This window comes from Pseudomonas sp. SWRI154, from assembly GCF_014268645.1.
Taxonomy (GTDB): Bacteria; Pseudomonadota; Gammaproteobacteria; order Pseudomonadales; family Pseudomonadaceae; genus Aquipseudomonas; species Aquipseudomonas marvdashtae.
Window position 1 is genome coordinate 167133 of record NZ_JABWQW010000008.1, and the last position, 20456, is coordinate 187588.

Consider the following 20456-nt stretch of genomic DNA (forward strand, 5'->3'; position numbering starts at 1 on the left):
CTCGCTGCGTCGTTTTCGTCAACTTTGGAGTGTTTACAACAATGGCAAAAATCGTCGACATCAAAGGTCGTGAAGTTCTCGACTCCCGTGGCAACCCCACTGTCGAAGCGGACGTGCTTCTCGACAACGGCATCATCGGCAGCGCCTGCGCGCCATCCGGTGCTTCCACTGGCTCGCGCGAAGCGCTGGAGCTGCGTGATGGCGACAAGAGCCGTTACCTGGGCAAGGGCGTGCTCAAAGCCGTCGCCAACATCAACGGTCCGATCCGCGACCTGTTGCTGGGCAAGGATCCTGCCGACCAGAAAGCCCTCGATCAGGCCATGATCAAGCTCGACGGTACTGAAAACAAAGCCACCCTGGGCGCCAACGCGATCCTCGCCGTGTCCCTGGCCGCTGCCAAGGCTGCCGCCCAAGACCAGGACCTGCCGTTGTATGCACACATCGCCAACCTGAACGGTACGCCGGGTGTCTACTCGATGCCGGTGCCGATGATGAACATCATCAACGGCGGCGAGCATGCCGATAACAACGTCGACATCCAGGAATTCATGGTCCAGCCGGTCGGCGCCAAGACCTTCTCCGAAGGCCTGCGCATGGGCACCGAGATTTTCCATCACCTCAAGGCCGTGCTCAAAGCCCGTGGCCTGAGCACTGCGGTGGGCGACGAAGGCGGTTTCGCACCGAACCTGGCGTCCAACGAAGACGCGCTGAAAGTGATCTCCGAAGCCGTGGCCAACGCTGGCTACAAGCTGGGCACCGACGTGACCCTGGCGCTGGACTGCGCCGCCAGTGAATTCTACGAAGACGGCAAGTACAACCTGTCCGGCGAAGGCCAGGTGTTCACCGCCGAAGGTTTCGCCGATTACCTCAAGGGCCTGACCGAACGTTACCCGATCATCTCCATCGAAGACGGTCTGGACGAGTCCGATTGGGCCGGCTGGAAAATCCTCACCGACAAGATCGGCGAAAAAACCCAGCTGGTGGGCGACGATTTGTTCGTGACCAACACCAAGATCCTGAAAGAAGGCATCGACAAGAAGATCGCCAACTCGATCCTGATCAAGTTCAACCAGATCGGCACCCTGACCGAAACCCTGGAAGCCATCCAGATGGCCAAGGCCGCCGGCTACACCGCCGTGATCTCCCACCGCTCCGGTGAAACCGAAGATTCGACCATCGCCGACCTGGCCGTCGGCACTGCGGCGGGCCAGATCAAGACCGGTTCGCTGTGCCGTTCCGACCGCGTGTCCAAGTACAACCAACTGCTGCGTATCGAAGAGCAGTTGAACGGCAAGGCCAAGTACAATGGTCGCGCCGAGTTTCGCGGCTAAGCGGTAAATGGTAAAAAGACAGCGGATTTTGTCGCAACGGTCGCCATGACGGCGGTTTTGCCTCTAATCTGATGCCTTATCAAGCACAAGCCTGGGTTCTCCAGGCTTCGTGCTATCAGACGCTTCAAAGTTTGGCATGGCGGTCTTTTTTCACTGGATACCTGATATTCGATGCGCAGTCCCAATTGGTTGTTTCTTGTCTTGCTCTTGTTGCTGGCCGGCCTGCAGTACCGCCTGTGGGTGGGTAACGGTAGCTTGGCGCAAGTGGCCGACCTGACCCAGCAAATAGCCGATCAGCACGCTGAAAACGAAGCACTGCTGGAGCGCAATCGGGTAATGGACGCCGAAGTGATGGAACTGAAAAAAGGCATGGAGACCGTGGAAGAGCGGGCCCGTCATGAGTTGGGCATGGTCAAGGAGGGCGAAACCCTCTACCAGCTCGCCCAATGAGTATTCGTCTACCGGCCTTCTGGGCTGTGATTCCTGCCGCGGGCGTTGGCGCCCGAATGGCCGCGGACCGTCCCAAGCAATATCTGCAACTGGCTGGGCGCACTATTCTCGAACACAGCCTTGGCTGTTTCCTCGACCACCCGACTGTCAAGGGCGTGGTGGTCAGCATTGCCCATGATGATCCTTACTGGCCGACCCTGGCTTGTGCCGGCGACCCGCGCATCCAGCGTGTAGACGGAGGCGCGCAACGTTCGTACTCGGTGCTCAATGCCTTGCTGCATCTGCACGAGCAGGGCGCCGATGATCATGATTGGGTGCTGGTACACGATGCCGCCCGGCCGAACCTGGCCCGGGAAGACCTGGACACTTTGCTGGGCGAGCTGTCGATCGATCCGGTCGGCGGTCTTCTGGCCGTCCCGGCGCGCGACACTCTCAAGCGCGTCGATAAGCACGGGCGCGTGCTGGAAACCGTTGATCGCAGCGTGATCTGGCAAGCCTATACACCGCAGATGTTCCGCCTCGGTGCCCTGCATCGGGCCTTGGCCGACAGCTTGGTGGCGGATGCGCTGATTACCGACGAAGCGTCCGCTATGGAGTGGGCGGGGCAGGCGCCTCGGTTGATCGAAGGGCGGGCCGACAACATCAAGGTCACCCGGCCGGAAGACCTGGAGTGGTTGCGTCAACGTTGGGCTAATCGCCGCTAGCCCACACGGGTTCAATAGCCATGAAACCGCCGGCTCCTAACCGCGGTATTCCGGCCGCTGCGCCAACCCTTCCTTCAAGTAATCCACCAACTTGCGCACCTTCGGCGATAAATGCCGCTGCTGGGGATACAACGCCCACACCGCCGTGTTGGGGGGCTGATGGGCTTCCAGCAGTGAAATCAACGCACCGCTTTTCAAGTGCTCCAGGACGTAATAATCCGGAAGCTGGCACAACCCCACGCCTTGCAGCGCAGCGTCCAACACCGCCTGCCCACTGTTGCAACGCCAGTTTCCCTGTATCCGCTGCGAAAACTCCCGGCCGTTCTGTTCCAGCTGCCAGAGGTCGGAGCTGCCGATCAGGCAGTTGTGGCGACTCAATTCAGACAAACTGTGGGGCCGGCCGTAGCGTTCCAGATAGGACGGTGAAGCGCACAGGTACATTTGCCGTGGCGCCAGGCGCGTGGCCACCAGGCGCGAGTCCTGTAAACGGCCGAGACGAATCGCCAGGTCCAGGCTTTCGTGCACCAGGTCCAGTGGCCGGTTGCTCAGTTCGATGTCCACCCGCAACTGCGGATAAATCCCCATGAACCTCGTCACCAACGGCACGATGAACCGTTCGCCATAAGCCACGGCGCAGGTCATTCGAAGCATGCCCTTGGGTTCGCTGGTCAGGTCGCCCACCGCCCGCAACGCTTCTTCGCGTCCGTCCTGGAGGCGCTGGCAATGCTGCAAAAAGGTTTGGCCGGCTTCGGTCAGCGTTACCCGGCGAGTGCTGCGATAGAGCAATCGTGTTTGAAGACGCTCTTCAAGCCGTACGATTTGTCGACTGATATGGGACGAAGAAACCCCAAGGCGTTCGGCGGCGGCGGTGAATTGGCTGCATTCGGCCACGGCGACAAACTCGTCGATTCCTTCCCAGCGGCTATCAGACATTTAAGATTGTCCCTGTATAGCAATAATGTTTTGCTTTCGACCGGATTATTCATCGTCCGGCGGAGGATTACACTCCTCGTCTCGTTTTTATTTGCTGGAGTATCCGCATGATCAAGTCGCGCGCCGCCGTTGCCTTCGAGGCCAAGAAACCGCTGGAAATCGTCGAAGTCGACGTCGCCATGCCCAAGGCAGGCGAAGTGTTGCTGCGCGTGGTGGCTTCGGGTGTTTGTCATACCGATGCCTACACTTTGTCCGGCGCCGACCCGGAGGGGATTTTCCCGTCGATCCTCGGCCACGAGGGCGGCGCGATTGTCGAAGCCATCGGTGAAGGGGTGACGTCGGTGGCGGTGGGTGACCACGTGATTCCGCTCTATACCCCGGAGTGCGGCCAGTGCAAATTCTGTAAGTCGGGCAAGACCAACCTGTGCCAGGCGATTCGCGCTACCCAAGGCAAGGGTTTGATGCCGGATGGCACCTCGCGTTTTTCCTACAAGGGCGAGACGATTTTCCACTACATGGGCACTTCGACGTTCTCCGAGTACACCGTGTTGCCGGAAATCTCCGTCGCGAAGATTCCAAAAGAAGCGCCGCTGGAAAAGGTCTGCCTGCTGGGTTGTGGCGTCACCACGGGTATCGGCGCGGTGCTCAACACCGCGAAGGTCAAGCCGGGTGACACCGTGGCCATTTTTGGCCTGGGCGGCATCGGCCTGTCAGCGGTGATTGGCGCCGTGAAAGCCAAGGCTTCGCGCATCATTGCCATCGACATCAACCCGGCCAAGTTCGAAATCGCCAAGCAGCTCGGTGCTACCGACTGCGTCAACCCGAAAGACTTCGACCGTCCGATCCAGGAAGTCATCGTCGATATGACCGACGGCGGCGTGGACTTTTCTTTCGAGTGCATCGGCAACGTTCACCTGATGCGTGCCGCGCTGGAATGCTGCCACAAAGGTTGGGGCGAGTCGGTGATCATCGGCGTGGCCGGGGCCGGGCAGGAAATAGCCACCCGTCCATTCCAGTTGGTGACCGGGCGCGTCTGGCGCGGTTCGGCGTTTGGCGGCGTGCGCGGTCGCAGCGAGTTGCCCAGCTACGTGGAAATGGCCGAGAAAGGCGAGATCCCGCTGGACACGTTCATTACCCACACCATGGGCCTGGAAGATATCAACAAAGCCTTTGACCTGATGCACGAAGGCAAGAGCATTCGTACCGTTATTCATTTCTAAGGAGCAGCCATAAGCTCCAAGCTGCAAGCTGCAAGTCGTTCACCGCCCACTTGCAGCTTGAAGCTTGAAGCTTGCCGCTGATGTATTGCCCATGAACCTCGAAAACATTTCCTGCCAGAAAAGCTTCGGCGGCTGGCACAAGCGTTACCGGCACCGTTCCGAAGTGCTTGGTTGTGACATGGTGTTTGCCGTCTACCTTCCGCCGCAGGCGGAGCAGGGCGGCAAGTTACCCGTGTTGTATTGGCTGTCCGGACTGACCTGCACCGACGAAAACTTCATGCAGAAGGCCGGCGCCCAGCGCTTGGCTGCCGAGTTGGGGCTGATCATTGTCGCGCCGGACACCAGTCCCCGTGGCGCCGAGGTGCCGGGCGATCCGGATGGCGCTTGGGACTTTGGGCTCGGCGCGGGTTTTTATGTCAACGCCACGCAGGATCCTTGGGCGCGGCATTATCGGATGCATGACTACGTCGTGCAGGAATTGCCGGCGCTGGTCGAAGCCCATTTCCCGGCGTCCGATAAACGCGGCATCAGTGGTCACTCCATGGGTGGGCATGGCGCGCTGGTCTGCGCGTTGCGCAACCCCGGGCGTTACCGCTCGGTATCGGCGTTTTCGCCAATCAACAACCCCATGGATTGCCCATGGGGGCAGAAAGCTTTCTCCCGCTATCTGGGGGAAGACCGCTCGAAATGGCGTGAGTGGGATGCCTGTGCGTTGATCGCCGAGGCCGGTGAAAAGCTCCCGCTGCTGGTGGATCAGGGTGATCGTGACGATTTCCTGGCCAACCAGCTCAAGCCCGAAGCCTTGCAACAAGCCGCCAAGGCGGCCGGCCATCCTTTGGAACTGCGCCTGCAACCAGGCTATGACCACAGCTACTTCTTCATCGCCAGCTTCATCGATGAACACTTGCAACATCATGCACGCGCCCTGAACGGCTAATGCAGGTAGAATCACGCCCTGACAAAAATCGGGGCGTTTTTTTATGCGTATTGGCCACGGCTACGATGTTCACCGTTTCGCTGAAGGCGACTTCATTACTCTGGGCGGCGTGCGTATCGCACACGGCTTCGGGCTGCTCGCGCATTCTGACGGTGACGTTTTGCTGCACGCCCTGAGCGATGCATTGCTTGGCGCGGCCGCCTTGGGCGATATCGGCAAACACTTCCCGGACACCGACCCGCAATTCAAGGGCGCCGACAGCCGCGTGTTGCTGCGTCACGTGGTTTCGTTGATCCACGCCAAAGGCTGGAAAATCGGCAACGTCGACAACACGATCGTTGCCCAGGCGCCCAAGATGGCGCCACACATCGAAGCGATGCGCCTGCGGATTGCCGAGGATCTGCAGGTTGAGCTGGACCAGGTGAACGTGAAAGCCACCACCACCGAGAAGCTTGGCTTCGTCGGTCGCGAAGAAGGCATTGCCGTCCATTCCGTTGCGTTGTTGCTGCGCCCATGACCGAACTCGAACTATTGGGCCCGCGGGCCTACGGTGAGTCGCTGGGCAGCGCGGTACTCAAGGCCACGGCGGAAGATTTCCAGGTCGATGAAGTGCTCGATATTCCGTTGAGCGGCGATGGCGAGCATTTGTGGATCTGGGTTGAAAAACGCGGCCTGAATACCGAAGAAGCGGCCCGACGCATTGCCAAGGCTGCCGGCGTACCGTTGCGCACGGTCAGCTATGCCGGGCTCAAGGATCGCCAGGCCCTGACTCGCCAATGGTTCAGCGTGCAACTGCCAGGCAAGGCCGACCCGGATTTGTCGGCGGCGGAAAATGAAACGCTGAAGGTTCTCAAGACCGGTCGCCATCGGCGCAAACTGCAGCGCGGCGCGCATTCGGCCAATGGTTTCACCCTGCGCCTGACCCAATTCAAGGGCGACAAAGAGGCTATCGAAGCGCGTCTGCAAAAGATTATTCGCCAAGGCATTCCGAACTATTTCGGCGCCCAGCGTTTTGGCCATGACGGTGGCAACGTCGTTGATGCCCGTGCCTGGGCTGCTCGTGGGGCATTGCCGGAGCAGCGCAACGTGCGTTCGCGCCTGCTGTCCACGGCCCGTAGCTTTCTATTTAACAAAGTGCTGGCGGCCCGGGTGGCCGACGGCACCTGGCAAACCGCCCAGGTAGGCGATTTGCTGGCGTTCACTGATAGTCGCAGTTTCTTCCCGGCGGGCGAAGCTGAATGCAGCGATCCGCGCCTGGCGATCCTCGACCTGCACCCGACCGGGCCTCAGTGGGGCGAAGGCCCTTCGCCTACCGCTGGCGCGGTCTTCGAGCTTGAGCAGGCCGTCGCCGAAAGCGAGGCGTCGTTGCGAGACTGGTTGATAAACGCGGGAATGAGTCACGAACGTCGCATCCTGCGACTGCCCATCGGCGGGCTGTCGTGGCATTATCCCTCGCCTGACATTCTGCAATTGGAATTCGTCCTGCCGGCCGGATGCTTCGCCACTGTCTTGGTGCGCGAACTCGTCGATCTGGTGCCGGTAGGGCAGACGGACAGCCCATGCGTATTCTGATTTCTAACGACGACGGGGTGACAGCACCCGGCCTTGCCGCGCTTTATGCTGCGCTGGCGGATTTTGCCGAGTGCGTGGTCATCGCCCCGGACCAGGACAAAAGCGGCGCCAGCAGCTCGCTGACGCTCGACCGTCCGCTGCACCCCTGCTATCTGGACAACGGCTTCATCAGTCTCAACGGCACGCCGACCGATTGTGTGCACCTGGGCCTTAATGGCCTGTTGGAGCGCGAGCCGGACATGGTGGTCTCAGGTATCAACCTGGGCGCTAATCTTGGCGACGACGTGCTGTATTCCGGTACTGTCGCGGCAGCCCTGGAAGGTCGTTTCCTGAACCATACTTCGTTTGCCTTTTCGTTTGTTTCACGGCAGGTCGATAACTTGCCCACCGCCGCCTACTTCGCCCGTAAACTGGTGCAGGCCCACGGCGAGCTGGACCTGCCGCCGCGCACGGTGCTGAATGTGAACATTCCGAATCTGCCGCTTGACCATATTCGCGGCATCCAACTGACCCGCCTGGGCCATCGCACCCGCGCCGCCAAACCGATGCACGTCGTCGACCCACGCGGCAAGGCCGGCTACTGGATCGCCGCCGCCGGCGATGCCGAGGATGGCGGGCCTGGCACGGACTTTCATGCGGTCATGCAAGGCTATGTCTCGATCACGCCCTTGCAGCTCGATCGGACCTTCAACGATGCCTTTCGACATCTTGATGGCTGGCTGGAGGGGCTGCGCTGATGGCTCGCGAACAAGACGATATGCTCCGCCGCGGAATCGGCATGACCTCCCAGCGCACCCGGGAGCGACTGATCCAGCGGCTCTACGAAGAAGGGCTGTCTAATGCCCAGGTGCTGGAAGTGATCCGTCGCACGCCACGGCATTTGTTCGTCGATGAAGCCTTGGCCCATCGTGCCTACGAAGACACCGCGTTGCCGATCGGCCACAACCAGACCATTTCCCAGCCTTATATGGTTGCTCGCATGAGCGAGTTGCTGCTTGAGGCGGGGCCGTTGGACAAGGTGCTGGAGATCGGCACGGGGTCGGGTTACCAGACCGCAGTATTGTCGCAACTGGTGGAGCGGGTGTTTTCCGTGGAGCGCATCAAGGTGCTGCAGGATCGCGCCAAGGAGCGCCTGGTGGAGCTGAACCTGCGCAACGTGGTGTTTCGCTGGGGCGACGGTTGGGAAGGCTGGCCGGCGCTGGCGCCTTATAACGGCATCATTGTCACGGCCGTTGCCACGGACGTGCCGCAGGCCTTGCTGGACCAACTCGCACCCGGCGGGCGCCTGGTCATTCCGGTAGGCGCGGGCGAAGTCCAGCAACTGATGTTGATCGTTCGCGAAGAGCACGGTTTTTCTCGACACGTCCTCGGGGCAGTGCGTTTTGTGCCATTGCTCAATGGACCGTTGGCCTGAGCATTTATAAACGAGCGCTGAATTCCGTGGCATGGGCTGTGTCTTACGGCTGCACCGGTCAGTCGAGCACTGGCCTGTCAAACAGCGTTCAACAGCGTCGAGCAAACGTGTGCGGCGGCCTTTCGCGCTTCCTTTATAAAGGAGCGGTACCGGTCAGCCACGGGGCAACAGGTCTGCCTGGACAGGCAGCTATCCATTTCTTCAGCCACCACAAAGGGAGCGGCGGGTGAGTCTCACAGTCATTGCGCAGCGTATGGGTATCACGAGCTTTAAGCGCCTGGTGACTGGCCTTCTCTTGAGTACCTTGCTGGTCGGTTGTTCCAGTACGCCATCGGGTAACGTCCGGGTGGTCGATCGCAACAATGCGACGCCACAACGTCCTACAGTGACGACCGGCCAATATGTAGTCCGTCGCGGCGATACGCTGTTTTCCATCGCTTTTCGCTACGGCTGGGACTACAAAGCCCTCGCGGCCCGCAACAACATTCCTGCGCCTTATACGATCCATCCGGGTCAGACAATTCGCTTTGATGGTCGCAGCGGTTCAACGCCGACCGCGGTCGTCACGCAGTCGGGTTCGACCCCATCATCGTCAAGCAAAACCACGGTCATTCGTCGTCCGGCCGGTGCTGCAACGGTGACTGTACCGTCCGTCGCGAACAAGCCGGCGCCCGCGCCGATGCCTCCGGCAGGCCCCGCCCCGACCGGCTGGGGGTGGCCTTCTAATGGCGTTCTCATTGGAAAATTCTCTTCAAACGGTAGTTTGAATAAAGGAATTGATATCGCCGGGGATTTGGGACAGCCTGTTTTAGCCGCGTCTGATGGCACGGTTGTGTACGCCGGGAGTGGTTTAAGGGGCTACGGCGAACTCGTGATCATCAAACACAGCGATACCTACGTCAGTGCCTACGGTCACAACCGCAGGCTGTTGGTTCGGGAGGGGCAGCAAGTCAAGGTCGGACAGACAATTGCCGAAATGGGCTCGACGGGTACGGACCGGGTGAAACTTCATTTTGAGATTCGCCGACAAGGTAAGCCCGTAGATCCGCTGCAATTCCTGCCACGTCGTTGATTCAGTTGTCAGCCTGTTCCGTCACGTAGAGGGAACAGGCTCCAGCGTTGCCAAGGATAAAGGCGTCGCTCGAGCTTGAGGTCGAACTCACCAAAGGACTATAACAATGGCTCTCAGTAAAGAAGTGCCGGAGTTTGACATCGACGATGAGGTGCTCCTTATGGACACCGGCATCGCTATGGATTCGATGTCGAATGATGAAGGGGCGACTCCACCTTCCGTTCGTGCCAAATCCAAACACTCCGCTTCACTTAAACAACATAAGTACATCGACTACACCCGGGCGCTGGACGCCACTCAGCTTTACCTCAACGAAATCGGTTTTTCGCCGCTGCTCTCCCCCGAGGAAGAAGTTCATTTTGCGCGCCTGTCGCAAAGCGGCGACCCTGCCGGTCGAAAACGCATGATTGAAAGTAACCTGCGCCTGGTGGTGAAAATCGCCCGACGTTACGTCAATCGTGGGCTTTCGCTGCTGGACCTGATTGAAGAGGGCAATCTGGGGCTGATTCGCGCCGTCGAGAAATTCGATCCTGAGCGCGGCTTCCGTTTCTCGACCTATGCCACTTGGTGGATTCGTCAGACCATTGAGCGGGCAATCATGAATCAGACCCGGACCATCCGGTTGCCGATTCATGTGGTCAAGGAACTGAACGTGTACCTGCGGGCCGCTCGTGAATTGACCCAGAAACTCGACCATGAACCTTCGCCCGAAGAAATCGCCAACCTGCTGGAGAAACCGGTGGGCGAGGTCAAGCGCATGCTGGGTCTCAATGAGCGGGTTTCCTCGGTGGACGTTTCGCTGGGGCCGGATTCGGACAAGACTCTGCTCGATACTCTCACCGATGATCGTCCGACCGACCCGTGCGAATTGCTCCAGGATGATGATCTGTCCCAGAGCATCGATCAGTGGCTTTCGGAACTCACGGACAAGCAACGGGAAGTGGTTATTCGCCGCTTCGGCTTACGCGGTCATGAGAGCAGCACGCTCGAAGACGTCGGCCTGGAGATTGGTTTGACTCGGGAGCGGGTCAGGCAGATCCAGGTCGAAGGCCTCAAGCGCCTCCGGGAGATCCTGGAGAAAAATGGGTTGTCGAGCGAATCGTTGTTCCAATAACACCTCACGCAAGCACGGTAGAAGAAGCCCCGACTGGTTCGGGGCTTTTGCGTTTGCCGGCGGCAATCTTTCAAGTCCTACCCAATTTGTAGTTTCAGCTTGTAAGCCTTTGCCTAGTGTTACGTAAGTGTTCGGTTTCCCGCCGATAGGATAGATGGCTAACAAAGGTGTAGATTTTTTCTAACTAATTGTTCTATAAGGATTTATTGTTTGTGACTGAGGCGTTACAGCGGGAAAGGGGACGGACCAGGCCGATTGCACTACCGCGGCAAAACACTAATATCAGTCCTGTGTCGACGGACAGACACACCCGCCAAGGACGATGGGCAGGAAGGACATCGCAGGAGCGATTCATCAGGACGATGAAAAGGATTAAAGGGATTAGGGAAAAAATGTGGGCGGGTCAAACCGCCCCTTTTTTTTGTCTGTAATTTGCCATGCTCGAAAAAGCAAAAAGGCCCGCAAGGGGCCTTTTCAGTAAACGCTGGGATCAGCGTTCCAGGTCTGCGATCTTGCCAGTCTTGCCATCCCACTCTTCGGCGTCCGGCAGGGCGTCTTTCTTCTCGGTGATGTTCGGCCAGATGTCCGCCAGTTCGGCGTTCAGCTCGATGAAGTTCTCCATGCCGGCCGGCACTTCGTCCTCCGAGAAAATGGCATTTGCCGGGCATTCCGGTTCACACAGGGCGCAGTCGATGCACTCGTCCGGGTGGATGACCAGGAAATTCGGCCCTTCGTAAAAGCAGTCCACCGGACACACTTCTACGCAGTCGGTGTACTTGCACTTGATGCAGTTGTCGGTGACGACGAAGGTCATTTCTAATTCTCTCCTCAGGCGGCTGCAGCGAAGCCCCTTCACGGCGGGGTCGCAAGGTTTGGGAGCGATAATCTGCAAACCCAGGCTAATAAGGTCGCAGCATCCCAAACCGCGCGAGATTCTAACAGCTTGAAAGCCTATGCGTTAGATCCGTGTCTTCAATGTATAGAGTAAATCCAATGCCCGACGCGGGGTCATGTCATCAAGGTCAAGCTTGGCCAGTTCATCGAGCACCGGGTGCGGCAGGCTGGCGAACAGGTCGCTTTGCTGCGGTACGGCTGGTTTGCCTTTGGTAGGTCGAGGTACTTCGTGCGGCAGGCTGGTGGTTTCCAGGCGACTCAGGTGCTCGCGGGCACGGGTAATGACGTCGCTTGGCACGCCGGCCAGCTGCGCCACGGCCAAACCGTAGCTCTGGCTGGCCGGGCCCGGCAGTACGTGGTGCAGGAACACGATACGTTCGTTGTGCTCGGTGGCGTTGAGGTGGACGTTGGCCACCAGCGGCTGGCTCTCCGGCAACACCGTCAGTTCGAAATAATGCGTGGCGAACAACGTGTAGGCCCGCAACTGGGCCAGGCGCTCGGCCGCCGCCCACGCCAGGGAAAGGCCATCGAAGGTGCTGGTGCCACGGCCGACTTCGTCCATCAGCACCAAACTGCGCTCGGTGGCGTTGTGCAAGATGTTCGCGGTTTCGCTCATTTCCACCATGAAGGTCGAACGCCCGCCGGCCAAGTCGTCGCTGGAGCCGATCCGGGTGAAGATGCGGTCCACCAGGGACAGTTCGCAGCTCGCCGCCGGCACGAAACTGCCGATATGTGCCAGCAGCACGATCAGCGCGGTCTGGCGCATGTAGGTCGATTTACCGCCCATGTTCGGACCGGTGATCACCAGCATGCGGGTGTTGTCGTCCAGGCTCAGGTCGTTGGCCACGAACGGCGTGGTTAACACCTGTTCGACGACCGGGTGGCGACCCTGGCTGATGCGCATGCACGGCTCGCTGACGAAGCGCGGGCAGTTGAGGTCCAGGTTCAGTGCGCGCTCCGCCAGGTTGCTCAAGACGTCCAGCTCCGCCAGTGCGCCGGCGGTGTCCTGCAACGGTGGCAGCTGGCTGATCAGGTCTTCGAGCAGCGCTTCGTAGAGCATCTTCTCGCGGGCCAGGGCGCGGCTTTTGGCCGACAGCGCCTTGTCCTCGAACGCCTTGAGTTCCGGGGTGATGAAACGCTCGGCGCCCTTGAGGGTCTGGCGGCGAATGTAGTCAGCCGGGGCTTGCTCGGCCTGCTTGCTCGGCAGTTCGATGAAATAACCGTGGATGCGGTTGTAGCCGACCTTGAGGTTGGCCAGGCCCGTTCGGGCCTTTTCACGGGCTTCGAGGTCGATCAGGAACTGGCCGGCGTTCTCACTCAACGATTGCAGCTCGTCGAGTTCGGCGTCGTAGCCGGTTTTCAACACGCCACCGTCGCGAATCACCGCCGGCGGGTTGTCGATAATGGCTTTGTCCAACAGCGCGGCCAGGTCCGGGTAGGTGCTGGTGGTGCGCGCCAGTTGTTGCAGGTGCGGCGCTTCGAGGTCGGTCATCGCCAGCTGAAGTTCGGGCAATGCGCCGAGGGCATCGCGCAAGCGCGCCAAATCGCGGGGTCGGGCGTTGCGCAAGCCGATACGGGCGAGGATCCGCTCGATGTCGCCGATTTCCTTGAGCTGGGGTTGCAACTGCTCGAAACGATAGCGGTCGAGCAGGCAGGTAATGGAGGTTTGGCGCGCCAGCAAAACGGTCAGGTCACGTAGCGGACGGTTCAGCCAGCGGGTCAGCAGGCGGCTGCCCATGGCGGTCTGGCAGCGATCGACTACCGATTGCAGGGTGTTGTCGCGCCCGCCGGCCAGGTTGGTGTCCAGCTCCAGGTTGCGTCGGCTCGCGCCGTCCAGCACCACGGTGTCATCCAGGCGCTCGTGACGCAGGCTGCGCAAATGGGGCAGGGCGGTGCGCTGGGTTTCCTTGGCGTAGGCCAGCAGGCAACCGGCCGCGCCGATGGCCAGGGTCAGGGTCTCGCAACCGAAGCCCTTGAGGTCTTGGGTGGAGAATTGCTGGCAGAGACTTTTCAGCGCCGAGTCGCGCTCAAAATCCCACGGCGCCCGACGACGTACGCCTCGGCGTTTTTCTGCCGGCAGGTCTTTGGGCCAATCATCGGGAATCAACAGTTCCACCGGGTTGACCCGCTCCAGCTCCGCCAGCAGGTTTTCCCAGCCCTTGATTTCCAGCACCGAGAAATTGCCGCTGGTGATGTCCAGCACCGCCAGGCCGAACAGGCGCTCATCGCCCAACACCGCCGCGATCAGGTTGTCCCGGCGTTCATCCAGCAAGGCTTCGTCACTGACCGTGCCCGGGGTGATGATCCGCACGACCTGGCGCTCAACAGGGCCTTTGCTGGTGGCCGGGTCGCCGACTTGCTCGCAGATCACCACGGATTCGCCGAGCTTGACCAGCTTCGCCAGATAACCTTCCGCCGCGTGGTAAGGAATCCCACACATCGGAATCGCCATGCCCGCCGATTGCCCACGCGCCGTCAGGGTGATGTCCAACAGCTTGGCGGCTTTCTTCGCGTCCTCGTAGAAGATCTCGTAGAAGTCGCCCATGCGGTAGAACATCAGCTGGTCGGGGTGCTGGTTCTTCAGGCGCCAGTACTGTTGCATCATCGGCGTGTGGGAGGACAGGTCGTTCACGGCGGTATTCATGGGTGTCAGGGAAGCTCGTTGAAAGGTGTAGGGCAAAAGGAGGGGCATTGGCCCGGCTTTTCCGCGATGGGCGCAAGGTTAACATGGGGGGTGGGGGGCGACCCAGGGATGATGCTTCGATAAGGTTAGTGAAACTGGGCTTCTGTCCTCCAAATTTGCCCTAGCATGTGGCGAAAAAATATCTGTGAAGCACGAACCAGGCAACAAAAAGCCCGACACATGGTCGGGCTTCGCTTCAGTCTTGAAATCAGGCTCGTTTCGCCTCGGCCTGCATCATGACCAAGTTTTGCTGCTTGGTAGCTTCCGTCAAAACCTCGCTATAAACACGCTTCTTTTGATCCGATTTCGCGTTACGAATAAAATCGGCGAAGGTGCTTTTGGTTCCTTTGGACAAGCCAAGCTTGATCGAAATCATAGGTGCCCTCCTGACGGTGCTTCGAGCAAGGCCTCTAGGTCCGCCCGCGTGTGTTGCTCAGGGATATGGTAGTCAATCTTATCGACACCAGCCTTGTAAAGTCGTCCCGAATTGTCGATATGTTTGAGCAACAGATCTACATGGACATCGCCTCGATACTCTAGCTTAAGCGCGTTCACAACGTCACGTGCTGCGAAGTATTGCTTGATGAAATGCTCCTTGTGAATCCTTCTTCCCTCGGCCGCCTCACGAGCGTTGACAAACCCCCAGGCAAGCACAGGCGATTGATAAACATACAAAATTTGTATGAAGCGACCTTTTTTTAAGGAGCGATCAACATTCCGTCTTGCAACGTCTATATTGGAAAATGTTCCATCAAGGATGAACGATTGCCTTTGATCCAACGCAAAATCCAGCATCTTATCGACCAAAATCGAAACCCCACCCTGAAAAAGCCACGAATTTGTTCCCGCGTAAGCTGGAAATTCGCTTCTCAGCTCATCAGCGTCTATCCGCAGGATGGCGGTATCTGCGAAGAGATTCACCAAAGCTATCGAGGCCTCGGTTTTACCAGCGCCAGGAGAACCTGCCATGAAAACGGAAACCGGCGCTTCTTCTGGTGGATAGAGCACCTTATCCGTAAGTCGCTTTGCGATTGCTTTTTTGTTGGATCGTGCGAAGCGCAATGCGTCTTCAAAAACGGTTTGATCTGCTAAAGCCATTTCCTGATTGGGTGTATCGGCATCCTCCGTCATTAATCCAATCCTTCTCGATGATCCTATGTTTGACCCGGATTCAAGCGGCTTACTTGTGCCAAGTGCGCTACTAAACGAGATGGGGGGCAGATGTACGCAGGTTAGTAGACCGGGAATCCAAGGAACCGGCGCGCCCGAGGGCGCCCTGCGCACAGCTACCATTTGAGCACAGGTAAGAAACACCAGGCTGAATGGAGCAGTGAGCACCTTGGAATACCGAGCTACTAAACCCGATCACTGATGGGCAGTGATGGGCAGTGATGGAGTCAAGGTACCGGTGGGGTCCAAGGCGCACTAGCCGGCGGATTCTGGCGTAGTTGTAGGCAGAGGCGCAAGAAAACGTAGCCTTGCGTCGCACATTTGAAGGACGGCTTTGGAGCCTTTTCCCAAGGGCGTGTAGGGCGATTCCGTGGCGAGGGAGCTTGCTCCCGCTGGGCTGCGCAGCAGACCCTTTTTTGTGAGCGCTTCGCACTGGAGCGCCAGCCCGGTGAAGCGGGAGCAAGCTCCCTCGCCACTGTGAATGCAAAAGGCTGGAACTGCATATTTATGCGAATCAGCAATTGTCTTCCGCAAAAAGAACAAGCATTATGCGCGTTATGCAAAAACGCAACGTTTCTACCGTATTAAGAGCATTGCTCGATCAGCACGGGATCTCCCCTACGGAGCTTCACCGGCGTACCGGCGTACCTCAGTCCACTCTCTCGCGGATTCTCAGCGGCAAGATCGTCGATCCCTCGGATAAACACATCTCGAAGATCGCCGAATATTTCGCCGTGAGCACTGACCAGTTGCGCGGGCGCGCCGACGTTGCGTCGTCCGGCGGCAGCCGTCGTGAAGAGCCGCATTCCGAACTCAAGGACATAAGCCTGTGGGACGATGACACGCCCGTCGAGGAAGACGAGGTGTCCGTTCCTTTTCTGCGTGAGGTTGAATTGGCTGCTGGATCAGGAAGATTCGTCATCGAGGAAAGCGAGCGCTCAAGCCTGCGCTTCGGCAAGCGCAGCCTGCGCCATAACGGCGTGCAGTTCGACCAGGCCAAGTGCGTGACCGTGCGCGGCAACAGCATGTTGCCGGTTCTGCGCGACGGTGCGACGGTCGGGGTGAATGCGGGCAAATGCGGGATCGGCGACATCGTCGACGGTGACCTCTACGCCATCAATCACAACGGCCAGTTGCGGGTAAAGCAACTTTACCGCCTGCCCACCGGCATTCGCCTGCGCAGCTTCAACCGTGATGAACATCCGGACGAGGATTACACGTTCCAGGAGATGCAAGACGAACAGATCGTCATCCTCGGTCACGTCTTCTGGTGGGGCATGTACGCCCGTTAAGCCCTCCGCTGTCAAATAAAACCCGCCACCGTGCGGGTTTTTTTTCGCCTGCTGATAACCCGCAACCCCGTATCTGCAAGGGTTCCATGCATTAGCGCATTCACCATGCATAAATAAATGCATTTATGCATTGACTGTATATGCATCCGTGCATATTCTGTGTCCAAGCCGCTCGACAAAGCGGCTGGCAACGAAGCTCTTTAGTTCCATCAACAGGCAGCGATGAACCGGCCTTTAACGGTTCAGAGGGTTGGCAACTGACCCGGGTGTGCAGCGTAAAGCACCAGAAGCAGTTATCCGGCGGGCAGGGGCCGCGGCCGGAGGAACAATTTGAATGGATCCGTACCGCGCCAGTCGCGCCGAAAGATCAAGCGCATTACTGAAAAGCCTGGGCAACCGGGCTTTTTGGAATGCCTGTGCCACAAGGCACTTCAAACCGCCGCCAATGGGAGGGCTTTCGATGCTGAAGGATTTCAGATGCGGTCACTGCAAAAGACTTCTGGCCCGCGTGGGCGAGAACACCGAACTCCAGATCAAGTGTTCCCGATGCGGGACGTTGAATCATGTGAAGGCCGTTGAGCCTCGAGTGAACGCCAGCGAGCGACATGAGCGCTAAAGCTGCGTAATCAAAATCATCCGGATCAAAAGGTTATCTCATGAAAAAAGTTACCGTTGCTTCATTGCTGGGCTTGTTTCTATTTTCTGGCGCATCCGTTAACGCTTGGGCTGAAACCGCCCAATCCTGGAACTTGGCAAAAGATGTGATCTTCGCAAAAGAGCGTGTTGCGACAGGCTCGCCTTGGGCGTTCATGGAAAACACCTCTGGCGTGAATAATCCCGACAACTACATTCTTCTACCGTCGTTTACGGCCGATGTATGTGGCGGAAAACCTGCGACCTGCTGGCAAGACATTCCGTCCGGGGCTCACGTTACCGTTCACAAGGAAACCTATAACTACAGTGGGAACGGCAGCTTTACTGTTCCGCCAGGTAACGTGATTTTTCATCCTGGCATGAATAGTCAAACCATCATCCGCTGGACCAGTCCTGTCACTGGTGCCATCAATATTCTGGGACGTATCAACAGTATCCACAGCGCCTGTGGCGATGGTGTCGCATGGTCGCTTAACCAGGGCGGTGCGGTTCTGCAGTCGGGTAGCTTGGCCAAAGGTGCGGGGGCTGTTTTTTCCCTCAACAATGTACCGGTTACCGCCGCTGCGCCTATTTACTTCGTCCTTGATAAAAAGACCAATTACTCCTGCGACTCAAGCACCATCGACATGCTGATTACCAAATAGCGGTTATCGGTTTATGAAAATACCCAACTCCAGATCAAATGTTCCCGGTGCGGAACGTTGAATCATGTGAAGGCCGTTGAGCCTCGAGTGAACGCCGGCGAGCGAACTGCGTGCGGGATAAACCCTGGACGCCTTACTCAATGACATCCATCGAGGCAAGAAGATGAAACTACTGCAAAAAATCCTGCTGGCGACGGTGTTTCTGTCGTCCTTCGTATCCCTGAACAGTTGGGCTGATACGGCCCTGTCGTGGAACCTGGCCCGGGACATGTACCTGATGACCGAGGCCGCTCCGGCCGGCTCGCCCTGGTCGTTCATGCAAAACAAATCGGGGGCGAATGCCTCGGCCAACTACACGCTCTTTCCGTCGTTCCAGGCCGGGGTCTGTAATGGCAAGCCCACTACCTGCTGGCGCGACGATGCGACGGGCGCTTGGATCTCCATTCCAAATGAAAGCTTCACCTTCACCGGCTCGGGCACCAGTTTCGTGTTCAAGCAGGGCGATGTAGCCACGCATCCCGGTACCAACAGCCAGAGCATTTTCCGCTGGGCCAGTCCTGTCACCGGCAATATCAACGTGCTGGGGCGGGTCAATGACCTGCATAACGCTTGCGGGGATGGTGTTGGCTGGTCGCTCAACCTGGGTGACACGGTGCTCCAGTCCGGGAGCCTGGCAAACGGCGGTAGCGCCACGTTCATGCTGAACAGCATCGCAGTCACGCCGACGTCTTCGCTTTATCTGGTCATCGATAGGAAAGCCAACAACTCCTGCGACGCGACCAGCCTCGACATGCTCATCACTCGATAGCGTGATCGATTCTCTCGTTCTTAACCCACCCCCCAGGAAGCCTGACATGACAAACGAGCAACAAGCGTTGCTGGACATGCCGATCTGGCTGGTCATCGTGCTCGCCCTGGTGGGCGGGGTGTCCGGCGAGATGTGGCGTGCCGACAAGGAGGGCGCCCGTGGCTGGCCGTTGCTGCGCCGCGTGGTTCTGCGCTCCGGCGCCTGCGTGGTCTGCGGCGTATCGGCAACCATGCTTTTGTACGCCCTCGGGATGTCGATCTGGAGCGCGTGCGCCCTGGGTTGCCTGACCGCCATGGCCGGTGCCGATGTGGCCATCGGTCTTTACGAGCGCTGGGTCGCCAAGCGAATCGGCATCGGCGAAGTACCCCCGCGCGACGTTCCTCCCGACCACTCGTGAACCCACATCGCTGATCCATAAAAAAGGAGGCGATCTATGGCCGCCCTTATCGAAAAACCGTCGCAGCTGTTCTTCGCCATTGCGCAGACGCTGCGCATCACTTATCCCACCTTGAAAGTCGGCAGCCCCCAGGAGTTCGATGGCACTGACGAGCAACCCTGGGTGCTGATTGCGATTGAGCGCGATGCACCCGGCCACCGTTGCAACAACGGGCGTATCGCCCATGTTCTGACGGTGTCACTGCAAGTGGTCATGGCCGTTCCAGGATGGGACGCCTGCGACTTGGCCGCTGAACTGAAGCACTTGGTCATGGATAACCGCTGGGGGCTGTCGGGCGATCAATGCGACCTGCCCGCGGAGATCGATGGCTTCCCGTCCACGTTCATTAACCCGGCACGAACTTACACCGCCTGGACCCTTTCCTTCAGCCAAACCCTGTACCTCGGCCCGATGCTGCTGGATGACCCGTTGGGCATCCCGAAATTTGCCCACACCTGGGAAGTGTCGAACATCGACGACCCGGACCAATACACCGCACTCGAGGGCTGAGTCATGTTCGATGCGTTTTTACGGATGCAATTGGGGCCGATCATCGAGCGTCTCGCGCAAATGGAAACCGAGCTCGAGGACTTGCATCGGCGCGCCGACGGCGTTTGTCGCATCGGTGTCTGCCAGGAAGTCGATGCGGCTGGCAACACCTGCAAGGTCAGCCACGGCGGGCTGCTGACCCCGGCGATCCGCTTTTTCAACCCGAGCGCCGGTGCCCAGAGCGAGTCGCGGATTCCTTCCGTGGGCGAGCAATGCCTGTTGTTGAACCATGGTGGTGGCGACGGCGGCGGGCAGTCGGTGGCGCTGTTCGGCCTTAACGGCGGCCAGTTCCCGCCCGTCTCGACCGAGGCTTCGCTGACGCGTCGCCTCTACCAGGACGGTACGGAAAACGGCTACGACCACGCCAGCCATGTCCTGCATTGGATGAACGGCCCGGCGACGTTCAGCGGTTCCCGTGAATCGCTCCAGTTGAGCATTGGCCCATCGAGTCTGGTGATGACGCCGCAAATCATCGAACTAAAACTGGGCGCTGTCGGCATTCGGCTCGACGCCGCTGGTGTGCACCTGAGCGGCCCGGTGGTGGATCACCAGGGGCGCGTCATCAGTACCGCATAAAGG

At 58.9% G+C, this 20456-nt stretch carries 23 protein-coding genes and 1 pseudogene; 19 read left to right on the top strand and 5 right to left on the bottom strand.

All coding sequences use genetic code 11. From position 1 onward, the window contains the following. Positions 1-41: 41 nt before the first annotated feature. The 3 genes from eno to ispD all read left to right on the top strand — a co-directional run bounded on the left by eno (position 42) and on the right by ispD (position 2485). Positions 42-1331, top strand: coding sequence for a phosphopyruvate hydratase (eno, locus tag HU806_RS09920; RefSeq protein ID WP_186611208.1), 1290 nt, complete (start codon positions 42-44; stop codon positions 1329-1331). 171 nt (positions 1332-1502) lie between these two features. After that, on the top strand, positions 1503-1781 hold the full coding sequence (gene ftsB / locus HU806_RS09925) for a cell division protein FtsB (protein ID WP_024779031.1): 279 nt from the start codon (positions 1503-1505) through the stop codon (positions 1779-1781). Next, complete coding sequence (gene ispD, locus HU806_RS09930; protein ID WP_186611209.1) at positions 1778-2485, top strand: 2-C-methyl-D-erythritol 4-phosphate cytidylyltransferase; 708 nt, start codon at positions 1778-1780, stop codon at positions 2483-2485. The genes ftsB and ispD overlap by 4 nt, the downstream gene beginning before the upstream one ends. Positions 2486-2521: 36 nt before the next feature. On the opposite strand, the gene HU806_RS09935 is transcribed toward ispD, so the two are convergent. Further along, on the bottom strand, positions 2522-3418 hold the full coding sequence (locus HU806_RS09935) for a LysR substrate-binding domain-containing protein (RefSeq protein WP_186611210.1): 897 nt from the start codon (positions 3416-3418) through the stop codon (positions 2522-2524). A 107-nt stretch (positions 3419-3525) separates the two neighbouring features. Here HU806_RS09935 and HU806_RS09940 point away from each other — a divergent pair, with 107 nt between their 5' ends. From HU806_RS09940 to rpoS, 8 genes are all read left to right on the top strand, one after another. Further along, the gene (locus HU806_RS09940; protein WP_186611211.1) at positions 3526-4638 is read left to right on the top strand and encodes an S-(hydroxymethyl)glutathione dehydrogenase/class III alcohol dehydrogenase; all 1113 of its coding nucleotides are present in this window, start codon (positions 3526-3528) and stop codon (positions 4636-4638) included. Between the two features lie 91 nt (positions 4639-4729). Next, entirely contained in the window at positions 4730-5575 is an 846-nt protein-coding gene (gene fghA / locus HU806_RS09945; RefSeq protein ID WP_527251141.1) for an S-formylglutathione hydrolase, read from the top strand. 43 nt (positions 5576-5618) lie between these two features. After that, entirely contained in the window at positions 5619-6092 is a 474-nt protein-coding gene (ispF, locus tag HU806_RS09950; RefSeq protein ID WP_186611212.1) for a 2-C-methyl-D-erythritol 2,4-cyclodiphosphate synthase, read from the top strand. Then, a complete protein-coding gene (truD, locus tag HU806_RS09955; protein WP_186611213.1) occupies positions 6089-7147 on the top strand; it encodes a tRNA pseudouridine(13) synthase TruD in 1059 nt (352 codons plus the stop codon). The genes ispF and truD overlap by 4 nt, the downstream gene beginning before the upstream one ends. Then, positions 7135-7884 carry a 5'/3'-nucleotidase SurE gene (surE, locus tag HU806_RS09960; protein ID WP_186611214.1) on the top strand — a complete coding sequence of 250 codons (750 nt, stop codon included), beginning with the start codon at positions 7135-7137 and terminating at the stop codon, positions 7882-7884. Before truD ends, surE begins: the two co-directional genes overlap by 13 nt. Positions 7885-7925: 41 nt before the next feature. Next, on the top strand, positions 7926-8561 hold the full coding sequence (locus HU806_RS09965; RefSeq protein ID WP_161796107.1) for a protein-L-isoaspartate(D-aspartate) O-methyltransferase: 636 nt from the start codon (positions 7926-7928) through the stop codon (positions 8559-8561). A gap of 226 nt (positions 8562-8787) precedes the next feature. Continuing rightward, positions 8788-9633 carry a peptidoglycan DD-metalloendopeptidase family protein gene (locus tag HU806_RS09970; protein ID WP_186611215.1) on the top strand — a complete coding sequence of 282 codons (846 nt, stop codon included), beginning with the start codon at positions 8788-8790 and terminating at the stop codon, positions 9631-9633. A 106-nt stretch (positions 9634-9739) separates the two neighbouring features. Beyond that, positions 9740-10747 carry an RNA polymerase sigma factor RpoS gene (gene rpoS / locus HU806_RS09975; protein ID WP_186611216.1) on the top strand — a complete coding sequence of 336 codons (1008 nt, stop codon included), beginning with the start codon at positions 9740-9742 and terminating at the stop codon, positions 10745-10747. Between the two features lie 490 nt (positions 10748-11237). Here rpoS and fdxA read toward each other — a convergent pair whose 3' ends face one another. The 4 genes from fdxA to HU806_RS09995 form a co-directional block, all read right to left on the bottom strand. Continuing rightward, the gene (fdxA, locus tag HU806_RS09980) at positions 11238-11561 is read right to left on the bottom strand and encodes a ferredoxin FdxA (protein ID WP_030139464.1); all 324 of its coding nucleotides are present in this window, start codon (positions 11559-11561) and stop codon (positions 11238-11240) included. A 144-nt stretch (positions 11562-11705) separates the two neighbouring features. Then, on the bottom strand, positions 11706-14273 hold the full coding sequence (mutS, locus tag HU806_RS09985; protein ID WP_186611263.1) for a DNA mismatch repair protein MutS: 2568 nt from the start codon (positions 14271-14273) through the stop codon (positions 11706-11708). Positions 14274-14532: 259 nt separating this feature from the next. After that, on the bottom strand, positions 14533-14700 hold the full coding sequence (locus HU806_RS09990) for a hypothetical protein (protein WP_186611217.1): 168 nt from the start codon (positions 14698-14700) through the stop codon (positions 14533-14535). Then, entirely contained in the window at positions 14697-15422 is a 726-nt protein-coding gene (locus HU806_RS09995) for a zeta toxin family protein (protein WP_186611264.1), read from the bottom strand. The genes HU806_RS09990 and HU806_RS09995 overlap by 4 nt, the downstream gene beginning before the upstream one ends. A gap of 629 nt (positions 15423-16051) precedes the next feature. Here HU806_RS09995 and HU806_RS10000 point away from each other — a divergent pair. From HU806_RS10000 to HU806_RS10035, 8 genes and pseudogenes are all read left to right on the top strand, one after another. Next, positions 16052-16786 (top strand): LexA family transcriptional regulator, encoded by a 735-nt coding sequence (locus HU806_RS10000; RefSeq protein WP_186611265.1) that lies wholly within the window; start codon positions 16052-16054, stop codon positions 16784-16786. 460 nt (positions 16787-17246) lie between these two features. After that, a complete protein-coding gene (locus HU806_RS10005) occupies positions 17247-17402 on the top strand; it encodes a Com family DNA-binding transcriptional regulator (protein ID WP_186611266.1) in 156 nt (51 codons plus the stop codon). Positions 17403-17442: 40 nt separating this feature from the next. Continuing rightward, the gene (locus tag HU806_RS10010) at positions 17443-18084 is read left to right on the top strand and encodes a hypothetical protein (RefSeq protein ID WP_186611218.1); all 642 of its coding nucleotides are present in this window, start codon (positions 17443-17445) and stop codon (positions 18082-18084) included. Between the two features lie 30 nt (positions 18085-18114). Further along, a pseudogene (locus HU806_RS26820) lies at positions 18115-18228 on the top strand (Com family DNA-binding transcriptional regulator); the annotation flags it as partial. A gap of 19 nt (positions 18229-18247) precedes the next feature. Then, complete coding sequence (locus HU806_RS10020) at positions 18248-18892, top strand: hypothetical protein (RefSeq protein WP_186611219.1); 645 nt, start codon at positions 18248-18250, stop codon at positions 18890-18892. Positions 18893-18938: 46 nt separating this feature from the next. Further along, complete coding sequence (locus tag HU806_RS10025; RefSeq protein ID WP_186611220.1) at positions 18939-19289, top strand: phage holin family protein; 351 nt, start codon at positions 18939-18941, stop codon at positions 19287-19289. 36 nt (positions 19290-19325) lie between these two features. Next, complete coding sequence (locus tag HU806_RS10030; protein ID WP_186611221.1) at positions 19326-19838, top strand: hypothetical protein; 513 nt, start codon at positions 19326-19328, stop codon at positions 19836-19838. 3 nt (positions 19839-19841) lie between these two features. Further along, the gene (locus HU806_RS10035; RefSeq protein ID WP_186611222.1) at positions 19842-20453 is read left to right on the top strand and encodes a phage baseplate assembly protein V; all 612 of its coding nucleotides are present in this window, start codon (positions 19842-19844) and stop codon (positions 20451-20453) included. Positions 20454-20456: the final 3 nt, after the last annotated feature.